We start from the raw sequence: 19,768 nt of genomic DNA, 5'->3' as shown, positions 1-19,768 counted from the left end.
GACATCACGGTGCGAAGCCCGTCATCGCTGCCCTACCGGCGCAGGTAATCCCTGTTCCGTCCGGCACGCTGGATGATCAGGCGCTCACGTCGTGAACGGTCAGGCGCCCGCGCCGTGGATCGCCGCCATCCAGCCAGGCACCGCGCGATTCCGCAGTGATCAACGGACACTGCGAACCACGTGGAGCGAGACCATACAATCTCGTGCCCCCGGGGTGCGAGTACACAACCATCGCCCCCGCGCGGCCGCGTCACATTCGATCGACAGACGGATGGACGCGCCCGGGGGCTCGAGGAGAATACGTGGCCGATCAAGCGCCGCCCGAAAGTGTTCAGGAACCGATCGCGGAAGCGTCGGTCGACCCGAGTACCACCCCGGTACTCCCCGAGAAGATCCGTGTCCACGCGCTCGCCAAGCTGCTCGGTGTCACGAGCAAGCAGGTCCTCGCGGAGGCGGCAGCGCTGGGCACCGAGTTGCGCAGCGCGCAGTCCAGCCTGCAGCGCGATATCGCCGAGCGCATCCACGCCACGGTGTCCGGTGCGACGGAGACCGCTGCTCCGGAGCCGACCGTGGAGTCCGCCCCGGAGGCAGTCGCCACCGAAGCCGGGCCGGCGGAGGCTGCGCCGACCGAGAAGCCCGCGCCCCGCAAGAGGGCACGTAAGAAGGCCGCCCCGAAGGCTGCGGTCGCCGCCGAACCGATCACCGAGGCCCCCGAGACCGAGGCTCCCGAGACCGAGGCCCCCGAGACCGAGGCCGCCCCGGTCGAGTCGGCCGGCCCCGGCGACGACTTCACCGGGCTCTTCACCAACGTGGAACTCGCCGCAGGGCACGAGCCGACCACCGCCCCCGCAGTGGTGCAGGCTCCGCTGTTCCTCCAGCCCGAAGCGGCCGCCGCCGAGCCCGCTCCGCGTCGTCGTCGCAGCCGTCGTGCTGCTGCCGCCCCCGAGGTGACCGACGAGTCGCAGACCCAGGCCGACGAAGCCGCACCGGCTGCCGTGGCCGACGAGGTCGTGGCCCCGTCCGATGCCTCCGGCACCCGCGAGGGCGCCGAGGGTACCGAAACCACCGAAGCCCCCGAGGGCACCACCGGCGCCGATGGCGGCGACGGCGGCGAGAGCGAGGGCGAGGGCGGCGAGCAGCAGCGGCGCCGTCGTCGTGGACGCCGTGGCCGTGGCCGCGGTCGTGGCGAGCAGCAGGCGGACGGCACCGAGTCGGACGAGCCCGAAGAGACCGACAAGGCCGAGAAGGCCGACACGGCGCCGGTAGCCGAGGGCGACGCCGCGGAAGCTGCCGAGGCGCCCGAATCCGGTGAGTCTGCCGAGGACGAGCAGTCCGAGTCCGACGAGTCCGGCGACGGCAGCAGCCGTCGTCGTCGCCGCCGTCGTCGTCGCAAGGGCGGCAGCGACGGGGACGTCTCGTCCGAGGACGATCCGCCGAACACCGTCGTTCACGAGCGTGAACCGCGCAACAAGGCTCGCGCCCCCAAGGACGAGGTCCAGGGCATCAGCGGATCGACGCGGCTGGAGGCCAAGCGTCAGCGCCGTCGTGACGGTCGCGACGCCGGCCGTCGCCGTCCTCCGATCCTCAGCGAGTCCGAGTTCCTGGCACGCCGCGAGGCGGTCGACCGGGTCATGGTCGTCCGCGAGAAGGTCGGCGGCACCAACCCGGCGGCGTCCACGCAGGTCGCGGTCCTCGAGGACGGCGTACTGGTGGAGCACTTCGTCACGGGGTCGTCCTCGTCGTCGATGGTCGGCAACGTCTACCTCGGTCGCGTCCAGAACGTGCTGCCCAGCATGGAGGCCGCGTTCATCGACATCGGGCGTGGCCGCAACGGCGTTCTCTACGCCGGTGAGGTCAACTGGGAGGCGGCCGGTCTCGGCGGCAATTCGCGCAAGATCGAGCAGGCCCTGCGGCCCGGCGACCAGGTGCTGGTCCAGGTCAGCAAGGACCCGGTCGGACACAAGGGTGCCCGTCTGACGACGCAGATCAGTTTGGCCGGACGATTCCTGGTCTACGTGCCGGGCGGCACGTCGACCGGTATCAGCCGCAAGCTGCCCGACACCGAGCGCAAGCGCCTCAAGGAGATTCTCCGCGAGATCGTGCCGGCCGACGCCGGTGTGATCATCCGGACGGCGTCCGAGGGTGTCAGCGAGGAAGAGCTGTCGCGCGACGTCACCCGACTGCAGACGCAGTGGGCGACCATCGAGGAGCAGGCCGCGAAGGCGAAGGAGGGCAAGTCGGGCACGCCTCATGCGCTGTACGAGGAGCCCGATCTGCTGGTGAAGGTCGTCCGGGATCTTTTCAACGAGGACTTCTCGAAGCTCGTGATCGAGGGTGAGAAGGCCTGGAGCACGGTCGAGACGTACATCAAGACCGTGGCGCCGGACCTGCTGCCGCGAGTGGAGCGGCACGTCGTGGAGTCCGGTGCCCCGGATGTCTTCGAGACGCATCGGATCGACGAGCAGCTCGCCAAGGCGCTGGACCGGAAGGTCTGGCTGCCCTCGGGTGGCACGCTGGTGATCGATCGCACCGAGGCGATGACCGTGGTCGACGTCAACACCGGAAAGTTCACCGGTGCGGGCGGCAACCTCGAGGAGACCGTGACGCGGAACAACCTCGAGGCGGCCGAGGAGATCGTGCGGCAGATGCGGCTGCGCGACATCGGCGGGATGATCGTCGTCGACTTCATCGACATGGTGCTCGAGTCCAACCGCGACCTGGTCCTGCGCCGCCTCACGGAGGCGCTGGGCCGGGACCGCACCCGCCACCAGGTCTCCGAGGTCACCTCGCTCGGCCTGGTCCAGATGACCCGCAAGAAGCTGGGTACCGGCCTGGTCGAGGCATTCTCCACGACGTGTGAGCACTGCCACGGTCGCGGGATCATCGTGCACACCGAGCCCGTCGAGGTGAAGTCGACCGACGACGGTGGCCGCGGCCAGGCCAAGGAGTCGGGCGGCCGCAAGAAGCGTGGGCGCGACCGCGCCGCCGCGGCTGCTCCGGAACCCGCGGCCGACGGGCAGCAGGCGCAACTGCACCCGAGCCCCGAAGAGTTGGCTGCGGACGCGACCGTCAAGCGGGCGCATCCCGTGGCACTCGCGATGGCCTCGCATCACGGTGAGCACGAGGCACATCCGGACGAGGACGCGCCGCGCGAGGCGCGGGCCGATCTCGAGTCCCAGCCCCAGACGAAGCCCGAGTCGACGCCGGAACCGGAGCCGACGCCCGAGCCCGAGGCTTCCGACACCGAGGCGGAGAAGGAGGCGGCCCCTCGGGGCCGCCGACGGAGCCGGCGGGTTTCCCGCGCGGCAGCCGCCCCGGCCGGTGAGACCCCCGATACGGGAACGGTGTTCGTGATACCGGTCACGGAGGCCGAGGCCGAGGCCGAGGCCGAGACCGTGCCGGAGCCCGAATCGGCGCCGTCCGGTGTCTCGGAGGCCGCTCCCGCACCCGTGGAAGCGTCAGCGCCGGTGGACGGTGAGGCGCCCGCGGCGGCACGTCGTCCGCGCCGCCGCCGCGCCGCTGCACGTCCTGCAGGCCCGCCGGTGGATGCCGAGGCCTGACGAATGCCGTGGCAGTGCGCCGCTCCGTGCGTGACACGGGGCGGCGGACTGCCGCAACGGGACAGGTCGACCCGCCAGTTTGACCCTGACGGCCGCCGTCCCGTAATCTTGACCGGTCGCTACCCGGCGATACCGCTCTGCTGCGCCCGATTTGGGCATACCACGGGCGCGCAAGGGGTAGCCGCCACACCAGACCAGTCGCGCAGCACTGAAAAGCCTTCACGGCAGCGGCGCGAGCACGTTCGAAGTAGCAAGGGGTAGCCGTCCGATGGCAACGTACGCGATCGTCAAGACCGGCGGAAAGCAGTACAAGGTCGCTGTTGGTGACCTCGTCAAGGTCGAGAAGATCGAGGGTGAGCCCGGCACCGCTGTCTCGCTTGCCCCGGTCCTCGTGGTCGATGGGTCCGAGCTGACCACCGACGCCGACAAGCTGGCGAAGATCTCCGTGACCGGTGAGGTCGTCGAGCACACCAAGGGCCCGAAGATCCGGATCCACAAGTTCAAGAACAAGACCGGCTACCACAAGCGCCAGGGTCACCGTCAGAAGCTGACGGTCCTCAAGGTCACCGGCATCAAGTAGCTCGAGCTTTCACCGATTCCTGGAGGGATTCGACATGGCACATAAGAAGGGTGCATCCAGCTCCCGTAACGGTCGCGATTCAAACGCACAGCGACTCGGCGTCAAGCGCTTCGGCGGCCAGTCCGTCAGCGCCGGTGAGATCCTCGTGCGCCAGCGTGGCACCCACTTCCACCCCGGCGTCAACGTCGGTCGTGGCGGTGACGACACCCTGTTCGCTCTCGCTGCGGGCGCCGTCGAGTTCGGCACCAAGCGTGGACGCAAGACCGTGAACATCGTTCCGGTCGCGGCAGAGGCCTAGGTCTGCTGCCACTTACGGTTCGGGCTCTCATCGTATCGATACGCTGACGAGTTTCGATTCCGTTCCGATCTCCCAGTAGGGGCGGGCCAGGGTCTCAAACCCTGCCCGCCCCTACTGTCGTTTTCACCGCAGTGAGTCGTCTCCGTCACACTGCATCAACCGCAAGATCTTTGACTGAGGAAGGATCCGGCAGTCATGTCCCGATTCATTGACCGCGTGGTGCTGCACGTCAGCGCCGGAAAAGGCGGCAATGGTTGCGCCTCCGTCCACCGCGAGAAGTTCAAGCCGCTCGGCGGCCCCGATGGTGGAAACGGTGGTCGCGGCGGAGATGTCGTGCTCGAGGTGGACGGCAACGTCCACACCCTCCTCGACTTCCACTTCCATCCCCGCGCGAAGGCGACCAGCGGTACTCAGGGAATGGGCGGCAACCGTGAGGGTGCCAACGGTTCGGACCTGATCCTCAAGGTGCCCGACGGTACCGTCGTCGTCGACAAGGGCGGTGAGGTCCTCGCCGATCTCATCGGAATCGGAAGCCGGTTCGTCGCGGCCCGAGGCGGCAGAGGCGGCCTCGGCAACGCTTCGCTGGCCTCGAAGGCGCGTAAGGCTCCTGGCTTCGCGCTGCTCGGTGAGGAAGGCGAGGCCGGTGACCTGATCCTCGAACTCAAGTCGGTTGCCGACGTGGGTCTCGTCGGGTTCCCCTCCGCCGGCAAGTCGTCGCTGGTGTCCGTCCTGTCGGCCGCGAAGCCGAAGATCGGCGACTACCCGTTCACCACGCTGCAGCCGAACCTGGGTGTCGTCTCGAGTGGCGACACCACGTTCACCGTGGCCGACGTGCCGGGGCTGATCCCGGGCGCGAGCGAGGGGCGTGGCCTCGGCCTGGACTTCCTGCGGCACCTCGAGCGCTGCGCGGTCCTCGCGCACGTCGTGGACTGCGCGACGCTCGAGCCGGGACGCGATCCGATTTCCGACGTCGACGCCCTCGAGGCGGAGCTGTCGGCGTACCAGCCGGCGCTGAAGGGTGACGCGAGCCTCGGTGATCTCGCGGACCGTCCACGCATCGTGATCCTCAACAAGGCCGACGTCCCCGAGGCCGCCGAGCTCGCCGAGATGGTGACTCCGGACTTCGAGGCCCGCGGCTGGCCGGTGTTCACGATCTCGGCCGTCAGCCGGGACGGCCTGCGGCCCTTGACCTTCGCGCTCGCAAAGATGGTGGCCGACTACCGTGAGGCGCATCCGCCGGCGGAGCCCAAGCGTCAGGTGATCCGCCCGATCGCCGCCAAGGAGACCGGCTTCAGCGTCATCGCCGACCCGGAGAACCCCGGCGGATTCATCGTCCGCGGTACCCAGCCCGAGCGGTGGGTGCGGCAGACGGCGTTCGACAACGACGAGGCTGTCGGCTACCTGGCGGACCGCCTGGCCCGTCTCGGCGTCGAGGACGAACTGGTCAAGCAGGGCGCCGAGCCGGGCGCGTTCGTCACGATCGGCGACGTCGGTTTCGAGTGGGAGCCGCAGACCGCGGCGGGTGTCGACGTCGTGCGGACCGGCCGCGGCACCGACGCGCGACTGGACCAGGTCGACCGCATCGGGGCCGCCGAACGTAAGCATGCGCAGCGGGCGCGGCGCGGACTGCCGAGTGAGGATCCCAAAGACAAGTGAGTGAGACCAGGGCCGCCATCGCGTCGGCGCGCAGCATCGTCGTCAAGATCGGGTCGTCGGCACTCACCAGTCTGATCGGCGGGCTGGACGTGGGACGGCTCAACCTGCTCGCGGACGCGCTCGAGGCGCGGATGCGGGCAGGTTCCGACGTGGTCGTCGTCTCGTCCGGCGCGGTCGGCGCCGGCCTGGCACCGCTCGGATTGACGCACCGCCCCAGGGATCTCGCGACCAAGCAGGCCGCGGCGAGCGTGGGTCAGCTGGCGCTGGCCCACGCGTGGGGTACGTCGTTCGCGCGCTACGGCCGCACCGTCGGTCAGGTGCTGCTCACCGCCGACGACATCGCCCGCCGCACGCAGCATCGCAACGCGCAGCGCACCCTCGACCGCTTGCGGGCGCTGCATGCGGTCGCGATCGTCAACGAGAACGACACCGTCGCGACCACCGAACTGCGGTTCGGTGACAACGACCGGCTCGCCGCGCTCGTCGCGCACCTGGTGGGCGCGGACGCGCTGGTGCTGCTGTCGGATGTCGACGGGCTGTACGACGGTGATCCCCGAAAGGGTGGGGCCACACTGATTCCCGAGGTCAACAGCCCCGAGGATCTCGACGGTGTGGTGGCCGGCTCCGGGGGCGCACTCGGCACCGGCGGGATGGCGTCCAAGCTGTCCGCCGCGCGTCTGGCCGCCGACTCGGGCGTGCCGGTACTGCTGACGGCGGCGTCCGACGCGGCCACGGCCCTCACATCGGCGGACGTCGGCACGGTGTTCGCGGCGCGGCCGCACCGGATGTCGGCGCGCAAGTTCTGGGTGCGGCACGCGGCCGACACCCAGGGCGCTCTGCACCTGGACGCAGGCGCGGTGCGCGCCGTCGTCGAGCGTCGGCGCTCGCTGCTGCCGGCCGGTATCACCGCGGTCGGCGGCCGCTTCTACGGCGGCGACGTCGTCTCGCTCATCGGTCCGGAGGAGCGTCCCGTGGCGCGTGGCGTCGTGGCGTACGACTCGTCCGAGATCGAGGAGATGCTGGGTCGCTCGACGACGGATCTGCCGGCGGACATGCACCGGCCGGTGGTTCACGCCGACGATCTGGTGCCGCTGTAGGGAGTTCGCTCAGCGGGGCAGGGCGGCGGCGAGCGACTGCAGGACCTCGGAGCTGCCCTGCTCGAGCTTGAGGGCGGCGAACTCGTCGCCGCGGGTGGTGCCGCGGTTGACGATGACGACCGGTGTTCCGTCGCGGGCGGCGCGGCGCACGAACCGGAGTCCGGACATCACCGTGAGCGACGAGCCGACGACCAGCAGCGCGTCGGCGCCGGTGACCATCTCGAAGGCCGCCGCGACACGTGGCTTGGGGACGCTCTCGCCGAAGTACACGATGTCAGGCTTGAGCATGCCGCCGCACGCGGCGCAGTCCACCATCCGGAAGTGCTCGGTGCTCTCCACGACGGCGTCGGCGTCTGGTGCGATCTCCACACCGCTTGCGGCGGCGACGGTCTCGGCGAAACCGGGGTTCGCAGCGTCGAGGCGCTCGGCGAGCGTCATCCGCGACATCCGGTGTCCGCAGTCGAGACAGCGGACCTGCGCGTAGCTGCCGTGGAGGTCGATGACGTGCCGGCTGCCGGCCTTGGTGTGCAGCAGGTCGACGTTCTGGGTGATCACGCCGTGCACGACACCGGCGCCCTCGAGCGCGGCGAGCGCACGGTGGCCGGCGTTGGGCCGGGCGGCATCCATGTGCCGCCAGCCGAGGTGATTGCGGGCCCAATAGTGCCGCCGGAACGACGGGTCGCCGACGAACTGCTGGTAGGTCATCGGGTTCCGCGGCGGGGAGTCCGGCCCCCGGTAGTCGGGTATCCCGGAATCGGTGGAGATGCCCGCGCCGGTCAGTACACACACGCGGCGACCCCGGAGCAGGTCGAGCATTCGGTCGATCACCCGATCCAGGGTAGGCGCGTGTCCGATCCGTTCAATCCATACGGGTGCCGGCGGCCGACACTGGTCGGCATGACTGATGTGAACCCTGTTCCGGACGGATACCGAACCCTCACCCCCTACCTGGCGGTCCCCGACGGCGACGCGGCCCTGGACTTCTACGTCCGTGGTCTCGGCGCGGTGATCGTCGACCGGATGGACGCGCCGGACGGCACCGTGATGCACGCCGAGATCCGGATCGGCGACTCGATGCTCCAGCTGTCTCAGGAGATGCCCGACTTCGGGTTGAAGGCGCCCGAGCCGGGCTGGGTACACTCCTCGCTGGTGGTGTACGTCGAGGACACCGACGCGTTCGTCGCCGCCGCGGTGCGAGCGGGCGCGATCCTCGTCACGCCGGTGGCGGACACGTTCTCCGGCGACCGGCACGGGGTGTTCCTCGACCCGTTCGGGCACCGCTGGGCCGTCTGTACCCGGATCGAGGACGTCCCGTCGGACGAGGTGGCTCGCCGGGCGCGGGAGTTGTTCTTCCCCGACCCCGTGAGCTGATCCGCCGATCGGGGTGGGCAATTTCGTGAAAGCGCCCACTCCGAGGTCCGGCACTCTCTATCGTGTCCGATTTGGACGTATGTCCAGCGCAGTCGGCGGCCACTCGTTCGTCCGGCGCGTCTCGGTCCACGAGAGAGAGCCCTTCATGGTGCCAACCCAGAGCAGTGCCGCAGGCCCGTCGGCTCGCCGCGCTCACGTGATCCGCACGATCCTGGCGATCGTCGTGATCGCGCCGCTGTCCCTCGCGGCGTTCTACATGTGGGCCCTGTGGGACCCGGGTGACACCGTGAACCGGATGCCCGTCGCGATCGTGAATTCCGACGCGGGCGCCGACGTCGACGGCACCCGCATCGTCGCCGGTGACGAGGTGGTGGCCGCCCTCGTCGAGAGCGGCGACGTCTCGTGGAAGGTCGTCTCGCCGCAGGACGCGCAGACCGGCGTCGACGACGGCACCTACTACTTCTCGGTGGTCATCCCGGAGACGTTCAGTGCCGACGTCGCGAGTGCGGCGAGCGGCTCCGGACGCAAGGCGCAACTCGACGTCGTCTACAACGACTACAACAGCCTCGTCGCGACCCCCGTCGGCGAGAGCGTGATGGCGCAGGTGCGGTCGGCGGTCTCCGAGTCGATCGGGGAACAGTCCGTCGACCAGGTCCTCGTCGGCCTCGGTGACGTGGGCAAGGGGATGGGCGAGGCGGCAGCGGGCGCACAGCAACTCTCCGACGGCACCGGAGAAGCCCTCGCCGGCACGAACCAGCTGTACGCGGGCAGCCAGGAACTCGCGACCGGGCTCGGCCAGGCCAACGCGGGTGGTAAGGAACTCGCCACCGGCGCGGGCCAGCTCGCGGCGGGAGCCGACGAGGCGGCTGCCGGTTCGGGCGAACTGAGCGCCGGGCTCAGCCAGCTCGTCGGTGGCACCGACGAGCTCGGCGCCGGCGCCAAGCAGATCAGCGAGATCGTCGACATGGTGACCGGTCCCGTGCTGGCCATCGTCGGCGAGTCCGGCGAGATCGGTGGACAACTCGCGGAACTGCGGGACGGGGCGCGCGAACTCGCGCGTCAGCTCACCGACCCCACCGCCGACTACCGCGGCGGACTGATGGCGGCCACGGCGGGCGCGGGCGAGCTGAACTCGGGACTCGGCGAGCTCTCGCAGGGCGCGCACCAGCTCGCGACCGGGGCGAACGAACTGTCGACCGGACTCGGACAGCTCGCCCCCGGCAGTGTCCAGCTGCGCGACGGCCTCGGCGAGCTCTCGAAGGGCGTCGGCCAGCTCGACGAAGGCAGCGCGCAGCTCGCGACCGGACTGTCCGACGGTGCCAAGCAGGTCCCGCAGTTCACCGAGGCGGAGCGCGCCACCACCGCGAACCTGCTCTCCTCGCCGGTCGAGGTGGACGCCCGCAACCCCAACCCGGCCGCCGGGTTCGGTCCGGGCGCGGTGCCCGCCGTGATGTCGGTGATGCTGTTCCTGTGCGGCATCCTGACCTGGTTCGTGGTGCGACCTCGCCCGGGCCGTCCGCAGCGCGTCCACGCGGGCGTCGTGCGGGAGGGTCTGCGCCGCTACCGGATCCCGGCGCTGGTGACCCTCGTCGCGGCCCTGACGCTGTCGGTGGTGGCGCTCGTGGTGGCCGACGTGGACCCGCCCAGCGTGCTCGCGATGATCGCGGTGATGATCCTCGTCGGTGCGGCGGCGGTCGCGTCGGGCCGACTGTTCACCGTCGTCTTCGGTGCGGTCAACGGCACCTTCATCGCCCTGGGCGCGTTGATGATCCAGATCTTCGCGTTCGGCGCGGTCTATCCGATCGAGCAGATGCCGGCGCCGGTGCAGTGGCTGCACGCGCTGATGCCGTTGACGTGGGCCCGCAACGCGATGCGCATGGTGCTCGTCGGGTACTACGGACCGCGCTTCTGGATCGCGGTTGCGGCGCTCGCCGCGCTCGTCGTCGCCGCGGTGGCCTTCACCATCTGGTGGCGGCGCCGCCAGGAACCGGCGGTGGAGGACGTTCCTCCGATGGACGATCCGACCATCGTGATGGAGCGGATCGGCTGATCACGCGAGCAGGCAGGTCCCGGTCGACGAATCGACCGGGACCTGCCTGCTCGTTCGGACCTACGAGGCGGCGCGCTCGGCGTCGTCGGCCGTGATCAGGGGGTATACCCCGTTCTCGTCGTGCACCTCGCGGCCGGTCACCGGGGGATTGAACACGCACAGCATGCGCATCTGGGTGACGGGCTCCACGCGGTGCCGTTCGTGGCCGTCCAGCAGGTACATCGACCCGGGCCGCAACTGGTACACCTCGCCGCTGTCCAGGTCGGTGAGGATGCCGTCGCCCTCGACCAGCCACACCGCCTCGATGTGGTTCGCGTAGTGGAATTCGTTGACCGATCCCGCGCGAATCGTGGTCTCGTGGAACGAGAATCCCACGCCGTCGCCCGCGAGGACGATGCGCTTGCTGCGCCAGTTGCCGTCCTCGCTCGTGATGTCGCGGTCGGTGTCGGTGATGTCGTCGGTGGTGCGAACGATCATGAAAGTTCCTCTCGTCGCTGAAATGTGCGCGTGGGGGCGATCAGGCGAAGACCTTGGCGGTGGCCTCCGCCAGGATGCTCAGGCCATGATCGAGCTCGGCGTCGGTGATGGTGAGCGGGGGCAGCAGCTTGACCACCTCGTCCGACGGGCCGGACGTCTCGGCGAGCAGTCCCTCGTCGAACGCGAGGCCGCACACCTTCACGGCCATCCCGGGATCGTCGAACACGAGACCCTGCACCATGCCGCGGCCGCGCGTGCTCACGCCGTCGAAGGTCACTGCCAGGTTCGAGAAGATCTGATTGATCCGCGCCCCCTTGGCGAGCGTGGACCGATGCAGCGCGTCGTCCGACCAGTAGTGGTCGAGGGCGGCCGTCGCGGTCACGAACGCCGGGTTGTTGCCGCGGAACGTGCCGTTGTGCTCGCCCGGCGCCCACAGGTCCAGTTCCGGCTTGAACAGCGTCAAGGCCATCGGCAGGCCGTAGCCGCCGATCGACTTCGACAGCGTGACGATGTCCGGGGTGATGCCCGCGACCTCGAACGAGAAGAACGGGCCGGTGCGTCCGCAGCCCATCTGGACGTCGTCGACGATCAGCAGGATGTCGCGGCGGGTGCACAGGTCGGACAGGGCGCGCAGCCATTCCGGCCGGGCGACGTTGACGCCACCCTCACCCTGCACGGTCTCGACGATCACCGCGGCCGGGCGGTTGAGTCCGCTGCCCGAGTCGTCCAGGACCCGCTCGAACCACTGGAAGTCGTCGGTGACGCCACCGAGGTAGTTGTCGAACGGCATCGGCGTCGCGTGCACCAACGGCACACCTGCGCCGGCGCGTTTCATGGAGTTGCCGGTGACCGACAGTGCACCCAACGTCATGCCGTGAAAAGCATTGGTGAAGTTGATGATCGACTCGCGACCGGTGGCCTTGCGGGCCAGTTTCAGTGCGGCCTCCACCGAGTTGGTTCCGGTGGGCCCGGGGAACTGGACCTTGTAGTCGAGCCCGCGGGGCTCGAGGATGTTGCGCTGGAAGCTCTTCAGGAAGTCGCGTTTGGCGACGGTCGACATGTCCAGGCCGTGAGTGATGCCGTCGCCCGCGATGTAGTCGATCAGGGCCTGTTTCATGACGGGGTTGTTGTGCCCGTAGTTGAGGGCGCCCGCCCCGGCGAAGAAGTCCAGGTAGTCACGGCCCGACTCGTCACGGATCCAGGCTCCGGACGCCGACTCGAAGACGGTCGGCCAGTTCCGGCTGTAGCTCCGCACCTCGGATTCGAGGGATTCGAAGATGCTGGTCTCGACAGTGGTCATGAGTGAATGTTCCTTCCTCAGGAAGCGTGCTGCGGCGAGATCGTGTAGAGATCCTCAGCTGCATGCACGTCGGGAAAGTCGTTCGGGGAAAACAGCTTCCGATTGGTGATCGTCCACCCCCTGCGATGGGCCACGGATGTGAACAGCGCGATGGACGCGACATTGCCCGGGCTGATCGTGGTCTCCAGGTTCCAGACGCCTTGCAGTGCAACGCGGTCCAAGAGATCGTTCAGCATGCGTCCGGCCAGTCCCCGGCCTCGCTGGGCGGCGTCGACGGCCACCTGCCACACGAACAGGGTGTCCGGGGCCTCGGGGCGAATGTATCCGGTGACGAATCCGGTCACCCGGCCGTCGACGGTGGAGACGATCGAAGTGTCGTGAAAGTCTCTACACCACAACAGGTATGAGTAGCTCGAGTTGACGTCGAGCGTCTGTGAATCTTTTGCGATCTCCCAGAGCCGGACTCCGTCTGAGATCTGTGGCTTACGGAACTCCACCGCGTCCGGCACGGTGGTCGGGGTAACTCGCGTTTGTATTGGCGTCATTGATGAATCGAACGTAACAACCCCGCGCCCCGATTTCACGGATCCCCGGAAATCGGGCAGAAGAGACCCCGTAGTCGTGCAGGTGGGGCACTCAATGTGAGCCTGGTCACGTTCGGTATCACTTGGGGGTGGCGAGCGCGAAAGGAAGGACGGAGGGAGCTCCTGCCCTGCGGAGGATCCGCGCCGCCATCGTCAGCGTCCAGCCCGTGTCGGTGACGGCGTCGAGCAGCAGCACCGGGCGGTCGATTCCGGTGAGATCGGGTACCTCCCACGCGCCGTCGAGGCCGGCGACACGATAGGCCGAGTTGGCCGCCGAGACGGGGGGATGATCCGGTCTCTCGTGCAGCACTCCCAGGTCGGTGAGCCGACCCACCTCGGCGAGCCGGGCGGTCAGGGAGCGCATGAGCACCGGGTGGGTGGGGGACTCGAGGCACATGACGGAGGCGGGTCGCTCCGCCCAGTCCCAGGCCGCGAGGACCTCGATGCACGCGTCGACGACGGCGTCGGGGACGGGCGCGTCGGGTCCGTCGAGCAGCGTGCGCAGGCGCTGTCCCCAGCCGAGGTCGGACAGCCGGCCCAGGACGCGTCCAGTGTCGGGTCCGTCGGTGATCTTGCCGGACAGGCTGATTCCCAGCTTCGCCATACCGGTGGGCCACTGCTTGCGGGGGAGCAGATCGATACCGGGACGTTCGAGCCGCTGCCTGGTGTCGGCGACCGCCGCCTCGCTGACAGTGGCGCTGTACTTGGGGCCCGCGCAGTTGTCGCAGCGGCCGCAGCGGCCGTCCCCGTCGCCCAGCCCGGGGTCGTCGAGCTGGCGGCGCAGAAAGGTCATACGGCACTCGTCGGTGCGCTCGTATTCGAGCATCGCGTCCTGCTCGGCCTGCCGTGCGATCTCGAGGCGGCCGTAGCGTTCCGCGTCGTACGTCCAGGGCTGACCGGTAGCGACCCAGCCGCCGCGGACCCGTCGGACGGCTCCGTCGACGTCGAGGACCTTGAGGACCAGTTCGAGCCGGGTCCGGTTGAGTTCGACGAGCGGTTCGAGCGCCTGCGTGGACTGCGGACGTTCGGTGTCGAGGACGTCGATGACCTTGCGCACGATGTGTTCGCGCGGGAACGACACCGACGCGAAGTAGCTCCAGATCTGCTGGTCCTCGCTACCGGGCAGCAGAACCACCTCGGCGCTGTCGGTGGATCGGCCGGCGCGGCCCACCTGCTGGTAGTACGAGATCGGCGACGAGGGTGCGCCGAGGTGCACCACGAATCCCAGATCCGGCTTGTCGAAGCCCATCCCCAGTGCCGACGTCGCGACCAGCGCCTTGACCTCGTTGTTCAGGAGGTCGGTCTCGAGCGCCTCGCGTTCGGCGGCGTCGGTCTGCCCGGTGTACGCGGCGACGCGGTGGCCGCGGTCCGCCAACAGGCTCGCCAGGTCCCGCGCCGCGGACACGGTGAGGGTGTAGACGATGCCGGACCCCGGCAGTTCGTCGAGGTGTTCGGCCAGCCACGCGGCGCGTTGGGTGGTGTTCTCGATCCGGACCACGGACATGTGCAGTGACTCGCGCTCGAGGCCGCCGCGCAGCACGAGCGTCTCGGCGCCGCCGACGCCCAGTTGCGCCGAGACGTCCGCGACGACGCGGTCGTTCGCGGTCGCGGTGGTGGCGAGCACCGGGATGCCCTCGCCCAGCTCCTCGACGAGGGTGCGGATCCGTCGGTAGTCGGGCCGGAAGTCGTGCCCCCAGTCCGAGACGCAGTGCGCCTCGTCGACCACGACGAGGCCCGCGTCGGCTGCGAGCGACGGCAGGACTTGGTCGCGGAAGTCGGGATTGTTGAGACGCTCGGGGCTGACCAGCAGCACGTCCAGTTCCCGGGCCGCGACGCGCTGGTGGATCTCGTCCCACTCCGTCATGTTGCCGGAGTTGATCGTGGCCGCGCGCACGCCGGCGCGTTCGGCGGAGGCGACCTGGTTGCGCATCAGGGCCAGCAGCGGCGAGACGATCACGGTCGGCCCGTGGCCGTGCGCCCGCAGCAGCTTCGCGGCGATGAAGTACACCGCGGACTTGCCCCAGCCGGTGCGCTGCACCACCAGTGCACGCCGTCGTCCGACGACCAGCGCCTCGATCGCCGTCCACTGGTCCTCACGCAGGCTGGCCTGCGGGCCGGCCAGTTCGCGGAGCAACCGTTCGGCCTCGTCGCGGAGATCGGCTGCGGACTCGGTGGTGGTCGAGGTCGTCATGGGTCCATCGTGCCCGAGGGGGCCGACAGGACCGGTGGTGAGGTGGATCCGCTCAGTCGGCCGACCGTGCCATGTGGAGGATCGGGAACGGCCGACCATCGCTGTCGGTCTCCGAACGGCCGGTCGTGACGAAACCGTGGTGCTGGTAGAACCCGACAGCCTGCGGATTCTGTTCGTTGACGTCGAGGATCAGATCGGGGTGGTGGGCGAGCGCGCGGTCGAGAAGGCGGGAGCCGACGCCGCGACCGCCGAACGCGTCGTCGATGAACAGCATTTCGAGGGAGTTGCCGGCGATCCCGGAGAATCCGACCGGACTGCCACCGACCTCGGCCACCGTGAGATCGACCGCGGGCAGGTAGTCGCTCGCCATCCGTGATTCGTAGAAGGTGATGTCCTCGGGGGCGAGGAAGACGTGGGTCGCCTCCACCGCGCTGCGCCAGATGCGCACGAGCGTGGGCCACTCCTCGGGTCCGAGGCAGGGGCGCAGCGCGGGAGTGATCGGTGTGTTCACGGAGTGGACCGTACGGACGGGCGTCGAGCGTGCCAAGCGAATTCGGTGTCAGGTGTCGGCGGTGAGCAGCGCGTCGATCTCCGCGCGCGTCGGCGACGCGGCGCTCGCGCCCGGACGGGTCGTGGCCAGCGCGCCCGCCGCGCAGGCGAACGTCAGGGCGTCGCGCGGGCTGCGGTCCCACACGCACGCGAGTGCGCCGGTGAAGGCGTCTCCGGCACCCGTGGTGTCGACGGCATCGACGTCGGGGGAGCCGACCTGCACCCGCTCGCCCTGCGGCCCGCGGTAGCGAGCGCCGTCGGCGCCGAGCGTCGTCACGACGTGCGCCACCCGCGCGAGGGTGTCCTCGCCGAGTTGCCGCTCCTCGGTCTCGTTGACGACCAGGACATCGACCGACTCGATCAGGTCGTCCGGAAGGGGAAGTGCCGGAGAGGGATTGAGCATGACGACGGTGTCGTGCCCCTTGGCGTGCCGGGCCGCCGCGGTCACCGTCTCGACCGGAATCTCCAACTGACACAACAGGACGTCGGCGTCCGCGACCGCCCGCAGTTCGTCGTCGGTCAGGTCGACGATGTGCGAGTTGGCACCCGGAATCACGACGATCGAGTTCTGTCCGTCATCGTCGACCGTGATCACGGCGACGCCGCTGGGTCCCGCCACCTCGCGCAGGCGTTCGGCGTCGACCTCGGCGTCCACGAGAGCCTGGCGTAGGTCCAGGGCGAAGGTGTCGTCGCCCACCGCACCGGCGAAGGAGGCGTCCGCCCCCGCCTTGGCGGCCGCGACGGCCTGATTGGACCCCTTGCCGCCCGGTGTCGTCGTGAACGACGTACCGAGGATGGTTTCGCCGGCCGCGGGCATCCGCGGCGTCCTCGTCACGAGATCCATGTTGATGCTGCCGACGACGACCACCTTGTTCTCCGTCATGGGTCGAGGGTAGTCGCCGTGACCGAATGTCACATCGGGTCAATCCGACTGAACGTGTGTGACATTCGGTCGGTCGGTGGCGTGTTGCGGCGCACCCGTCGCAGGACGGCGACGGCCTCCTCGCGCGTGGAGACGGCCGGTGGGCAGCCCTCGAGCGGGCGGCGGGCGGTCTCGGGGATGTACAGGACGGCGACGCCGCCGATCGCGGCGGCGACCATCATGTACATCGGCGCGACGAGATTGCTGCCGGTGGAGTCCTGCAGCGCGGTCAGCACCAGTGGAGTGGTGCCGCCGAACACCGACACTGCGATGTTGTACCCGATCGCGAGCCCGCCGTAGCGGACCCCGGTGGGGAACAGCGCCGGCAGCACCGACGGGAACACGCCGACGAACAGCAGCAGCAGGCTGCCCAGGATCGCGAGGCCGAGGAAGATCGTCACGTACGCGCCCAGCCCGATCAGCAGGTACGCGGGCAGTGACAGTGCGAGGAACCCGATGAATCCGCTGAGCAGCAACGGCTTCCGCCCCACTCGGTCGGACAGGCGGCCGACGAACGTGATGCCCACCATCATCAGAAGCATCACGACGATCATGAGGACGAGCCCGTGGGTCTCGTCGTAGCCGAGGGTGGTCGACAGGTACGTGGGCATGTAGCTGAGCAGCCCGTAATGCGCGATGTTGTACGTCGCGACGAGCACGATGCACAGCACCAGTGGTCGCCAGTTGGTGACGAGCGTCTCGCGTAGCTTGCCCGGCACGGACTCGGACGACTCGACGAGGCGCTCGGAGGCCTCGTGCTGCTGGAAGGCGGGCGTCTCCTCGAGGCGGACGCGCAGATAGAGGCCGATCAGTCCGAGCGGCCCGGCGATGAGGAACGGGATACGCCACGCCCAGTCGACGAGGGCCTCGGGCGTCACGACTGCCGAGATGATCGTGACCAGCCCGGCGGCCGCGACATACCCCGCCAACGTGCCGAACTCGAGGAAGCTGGACAGGAACCCGCGACGCTTGTCGGGTGCGTACTCGGCGACGAATGTGCTTGCGCCGCCGTACTCGCCGCCGGTCGAGAAGCCCTGCAGCAGTCGGAACACGACGAGCAGGACGGGTGCGACGATGCCGATCGAGCCGTAGCTCGGGATCAGTCCGATGGCAAAGGTGCTGCCCGCCATCATGATCATCGTGGTGGCCAGCACCTTCTTCCGGCCGATCCGATCTCCCAGCGGGCCGAAGTACAGGCCGCCGAGGGGTCGGACGATGAACGCGGCCGCGAAGATCGCGAACGTCGAGAGCAGTTGTGCGGTGCCGCTGGCGTCCGGGAAGAAGACCTTACCGATCGTGGTCGCGAGGTAGGCGTAGACGCCGAAGTCGAACCACTCCATGGCATTTCCGAGCATCGTGGCCTTGACAGCCCGCTTGACCGCGGCGTCGTCGGTGACCGTGACCTCCGTGGACTGCAGTACCGGGTCGGTGACGGTGGTCGACGTGGGATCCGTTGAACTCATGTCGTGCGCTCCCCAGCGCGGTGCCGTCCGGGCGGGGCGCGTACCGGATGCACGCATCTTCTCGTCGCCCGCTCGTCAGGCGTGCTGGTCGGGAATCCGCACACGGCCCTGTGGCTCGATCCGGCCCCCGCCGAACGGCTCTGGCGCGTGGCTCGCCCGGAGCGCCTCATCGGGACCACTCCGGGCAACCAGCGATAACTTCGTCAACCTAACAAAGCCGCCACGGTGTTGCCGGGCAACAGCTCCGCCGCCGGTCGTTGCGCACTCAGTACCGCGAGGAGGCGCGGCCGAGGAGGGCGTAGTAGCCGCCGCCCACCATCACCCCGAACACCACACCGACCGCGAGCGCGATCCGGCCGGCCTCGGTGAAGAAGAGCAGCACGACGACGAACGACAGGAACGTCAGCGCGATCCAGTTCGTGTACGGCGCGCCGGGCAGTCGGTAGTCGGACGCGGGCAATGCGCCGCGCGTGACGAATCGGCGGTACCGCAGGTGGCACACGAGGATCACGCCCCACACGAAGATGATCCCGATGGTCGACACCGACGTGATGTAGACGAAGGCGCGATCGGGGGACAGCACGTTGACGATGACGCCGATGATCATCGCGCCGGCGGACATGGTGATTCCCGCGTACGGAACCTGTCGGCTGCTGAGGTTGCCGAGTACCGCGGGCGCCTCGCGGCGCAGCGACAGGCTGCGGAGCATCCGGCCGGTGGAATAGATGCCGGAGTTGCACGACGACAGTGCGGCGGTGAGCAACACGAAGTTCATGAGGCCCGCTGCGGCCGGGATGCCGATCTGTTCGAGCACCTCGACGAACGGGCTCTTGCCGGCCTCGAAGTCCCGCCAGCTCGCAACGGAGAGGATGACGATGAGGGAGCCGACATAGAACAGCCCGATGCGGAAGGGCAGCGTGTTGATCGCCTTGCGTAACGTCTGCTTGGGATTCTCGGCCTCGCCCGCCGTGACGCCGACCAGTTCCACACCGACGTACGCGAACATCACCACCTGCAGGCTCATCAGCGCGCTGCCGAATCCGTTCGGGAACACCCCGCCATCGGCCCACAGGTTCGTCACCGTCGGGTTGGTCGCGTGGCCGAAGCCGATTGTGAGGACCCCGATGCCGATGAGGATCATGCCCAGGATTGCGGTGATCTTGATGGCGGAGAACCAGAACTCGGCCTCGCCGAAGAGTTTCACCGAGATGAGATTGGCGCCGAACAGCACGAGCAACACCACCAGGGCGGTCAGCCACGTGGGCACGCTCGGCCACCAGTACTCGACGTACTTGCCGGCGACGGTGATCTCGGCCATGCAGGTCGCGGCCCACACCGCCCAGTACGCCCAGCCGGTCGCGAACCCGAAGAACCGGCCCAGGAACTCCTCCGCGTACTCGGCGAAGCTGCCCGAGACCGGTCGGTAGGTGAGTAGTTCGCCGAGCGCCCGCATGATGACGAAGATCGCGAGACCGGCCGCGAGATAGGCCAGGATCAGGGATGGCCCGGCCTCCTCGATGGCGCCGCCTGCGCCGTAGAACAACCCGGTGCCGATCGCGCCACCGAGCGCGATCATCTGGATGGTGCGCGAGTTCAGTCCGCGGCTGTATCCCTCCGAGGGTGCTTCGTCGATCGTCCCGTGTCGTGACACTGACTTTCCTTACGCAGAC

The 19,768-nt window shown here is 69.0% G+C and carries 16 protein-coding genes; 7 read left to right on the top strand and 9 right to left on the bottom strand.

The features are described from left to right. Positions 1-302 precede the first annotated feature (302 nt). The 5 genes from AC1RIF_RS14780 to proB all read left to right on the top strand — a co-directional run bounded on the left by AC1RIF_RS14780 (position 303) and on the right by proB (position 7,191). Complete coding sequence (locus tag AC1RIF_RS14780; protein ID WP_492602113.1) at positions 303-3,560, top strand: translation initiation factor IF-2 N-terminal domain-containing protein; 3,258 nt, start codon at positions 303-305, stop codon at positions 3,558-3,560. Between the two features lie 268 nt (positions 3,561-3,828). After that, the gene (gene rplU, locus AC1RIF_RS14775) at positions 3,829-4,140 is read left to right on the top strand and encodes a 50S ribosomal protein L21 (RefSeq protein WP_005512259.1); all 312 of its coding nucleotides are present in this window, start codon (positions 3,829-3,831) and stop codon (positions 4,138-4,140) included. Between the two features lie 34 nt (positions 4,141-4,174). After that, positions 4,175-4,438 (top strand): 50S ribosomal protein L27, encoded by a 264-nt coding sequence (rpmA, locus tag AC1RIF_RS14770; protein WP_013416501.1) that lies wholly within the window; start codon positions 4,175-4,177, stop codon positions 4,436-4,438. A 195-nt stretch (positions 4,439-4,633) separates the two neighbouring features. Next, on the top strand, positions 4,634-6,094 hold the full coding sequence (obgE, locus tag AC1RIF_RS14765) for a GTPase ObgE (protein ID WP_492602112.1): 1,461 nt from the start codon (positions 4,634-4,636) through the stop codon (positions 6,092-6,094). Next, positions 6,091-7,191, top strand: a complete 1,101-nt coding sequence (gene proB, locus AC1RIF_RS14760; protein WP_492602111.1) for a glutamate 5-kinase — start codon at positions 6,091-6,093, stop codon at positions 7,189-7,191. The genes obgE and proB overlap by 4 nt, the downstream gene beginning before the upstream one ends. Before the next feature lie 9 nt (positions 7,192-7,200). Here proB and AC1RIF_RS14755 read toward each other — a convergent pair whose 3' ends face one another. Next, positions 7,201-8,019, bottom strand: a complete 819-nt coding sequence (locus tag AC1RIF_RS14755) for an NAD-dependent protein deacetylase (RefSeq protein ID WP_492602110.1) — start codon at positions 8,017-8,019, stop codon at positions 7,201-7,203. A gap of 69 nt (positions 8,020-8,088) precedes the next feature. Here AC1RIF_RS14755 and AC1RIF_RS14750 point away from each other — a divergent pair, with 69 nt between their 5' ends. Then, the gene (locus tag AC1RIF_RS14750; RefSeq protein WP_492602109.1) at positions 8,089-8,562 is read left to right on the top strand and encodes a VOC family protein; all 474 of its coding nucleotides are present in this window, start codon (positions 8,089-8,091) and stop codon (positions 8,560-8,562) included. A 145-nt stretch (positions 8,563-8,707) separates the two neighbouring features. Continuing rightward, positions 8,708-10,612: a YhgE/Pip family protein gene (locus AC1RIF_RS14745; protein WP_492602108.1), complete on the top strand. Its 1,905-nt coding sequence runs from the start codon at positions 8,708-8,710 to the stop codon at positions 10,610-10,612. Positions 10,613-10,672: 60 nt separating this feature from the next. Here AC1RIF_RS14745 and AC1RIF_RS14740 read toward each other — a convergent pair whose 3' ends face one another. The 8 genes from AC1RIF_RS14740 to AC1RIF_RS14705 all read right to left on the bottom strand — a co-directional run bounded on the left by AC1RIF_RS14740 (position 10,673) and on the right by AC1RIF_RS14705 (position 19,749). Further along, a complete protein-coding gene (locus tag AC1RIF_RS14740; protein WP_492602107.1) occupies positions 10,673-11,089 on the bottom strand; it encodes an ectoine synthase in 417 nt (138 codons plus the stop codon). 40 nt (positions 11,090-11,129) lie between these two features. Beyond that, the gene (ectB, locus tag AC1RIF_RS14735) at positions 11,130-12,389 is read right to left on the bottom strand and encodes a diaminobutyrate--2-oxoglutarate transaminase (protein ID WP_492602106.1); all 1,260 of its coding nucleotides are present in this window, start codon (positions 12,387-12,389) and stop codon (positions 11,130-11,132) included. A gap of 17 nt (positions 12,390-12,406) precedes the next feature. After that, positions 12,407-12,934 (bottom strand): diaminobutyrate acetyltransferase, encoded by a 528-nt coding sequence (gene ectA, locus AC1RIF_RS14730; RefSeq protein WP_492602365.1) that lies wholly within the window; start codon positions 12,932-12,934, stop codon positions 12,407-12,409. Positions 12,935-13,052: 118 nt separating this feature from the next. After that, complete coding sequence (locus AC1RIF_RS14725; RefSeq protein ID WP_492602105.1) at positions 13,053-15,164, bottom strand: RecQ family ATP-dependent DNA helicase; 2,112 nt, start codon at positions 15,162-15,164, stop codon at positions 13,053-13,055. 52 nt (positions 15,165-15,216) lie between these two features. Then, complete coding sequence (locus tag AC1RIF_RS14720; protein ID WP_492602104.1) at positions 15,217-15,675, bottom strand: acetyltransferase; 459 nt, start codon at positions 15,673-15,675, stop codon at positions 15,217-15,219. 48 nt (positions 15,676-15,723) lie between these two features. Then, positions 15,724-16,596, bottom strand: a complete 873-nt coding sequence (locus AC1RIF_RS14715; RefSeq protein WP_492602103.1) for a ribokinase — start codon at positions 16,594-16,596, stop codon at positions 15,724-15,726. Between the two features lie 29 nt (positions 16,597-16,625). Then, positions 16,626-18,098, bottom strand: a complete 1,473-nt coding sequence (locus AC1RIF_RS14710; protein WP_492602102.1) for an MFS transporter — start codon at positions 18,096-18,098, stop codon at positions 16,626-16,628. A gap of 265 nt (positions 18,099-18,363) precedes the next feature. Next, the gene (locus AC1RIF_RS14705; protein WP_492602101.1) at positions 18,364-19,749 is read right to left on the bottom strand and encodes an amino acid permease; all 1,386 of its coding nucleotides are present in this window, start codon (positions 19,747-19,749) and stop codon (positions 18,364-18,366) included. Positions 19,750-19,768: the final 19 nt, after the last annotated feature.

It is taken from the genome of Prescottella sp. GW823-FHT02E09, assembly GCF_058797375.1.
This window is presented reverse-complemented; position numbering and strand designations above follow the sequence as displayed.

Coding starts and splice junctions, on each gene's coding strand:
- AC1RIF_RS14745 (WP_492602108.1), top strand. CDS start 8,708: ATGGTGCCAACCCAGAGCAGTGCCGCAGGCCCGTCGGCTCGCCGCGCT.
- AC1RIF_RS14715 (WP_492602103.1), bottom strand. CDS start 16,596: ATGACGGAGAACAAGGTGGTCGTCGTCGGCAGCATCAACATGGATCTC.
- AC1RIF_RS14710 (WP_492602102.1), bottom strand. CDS start 18,098: ATGAGTTCAACGGATCCCACGTCGACCACCGTCACCGACCCGGTACTG.
- rpmA (WP_013416501.1), top strand. CDS start 4,175: ATGGCACATAAGAAGGGTGCATCCAGCTCCCGTAACGGTCGCGATTCA.
- rplU (WP_005512259.1), top strand. CDS start 3,829: ATGGCAACGTACGCGATCGTCAAGACCGGCGGAAAGCAGTACAAGGTC.
- AC1RIF_RS14750 (WP_492602109.1), top strand. CDS start 8,089: ATGACTGATGTGAACCCTGTTCCGGACGGATACCGAACCCTCACCCCC.
- ectA (WP_492602365.1), bottom strand. CDS start 12,934: ATGACGCCAATACAAACGCGAGTTACCCCGACCACCGTGCCGGACGCG.
- AC1RIF_RS14725 (WP_492602105.1), bottom strand. CDS start 15,164: ATGACGACCTCGACCACCACCGAGTCCGCAGCCGATCTCCGCGACGAG.
- ectB (WP_492602106.1), bottom strand. CDS start 12,389: ATGACCACTGTCGAGACCAGCATCTTCGAATCCCTCGAATCCGAGGTG.
- AC1RIF_RS14740 (WP_492602107.1), bottom strand. CDS start 11,089: ATGATCGTTCGCACCACCGACGACATCACCGACACCGACCGCGACATC.
- obgE (WP_492602112.1), top strand. CDS start 4,634: ATGTCCCGATTCATTGACCGCGTGGTGCTGCACGTCAGCGCCGGAAAA.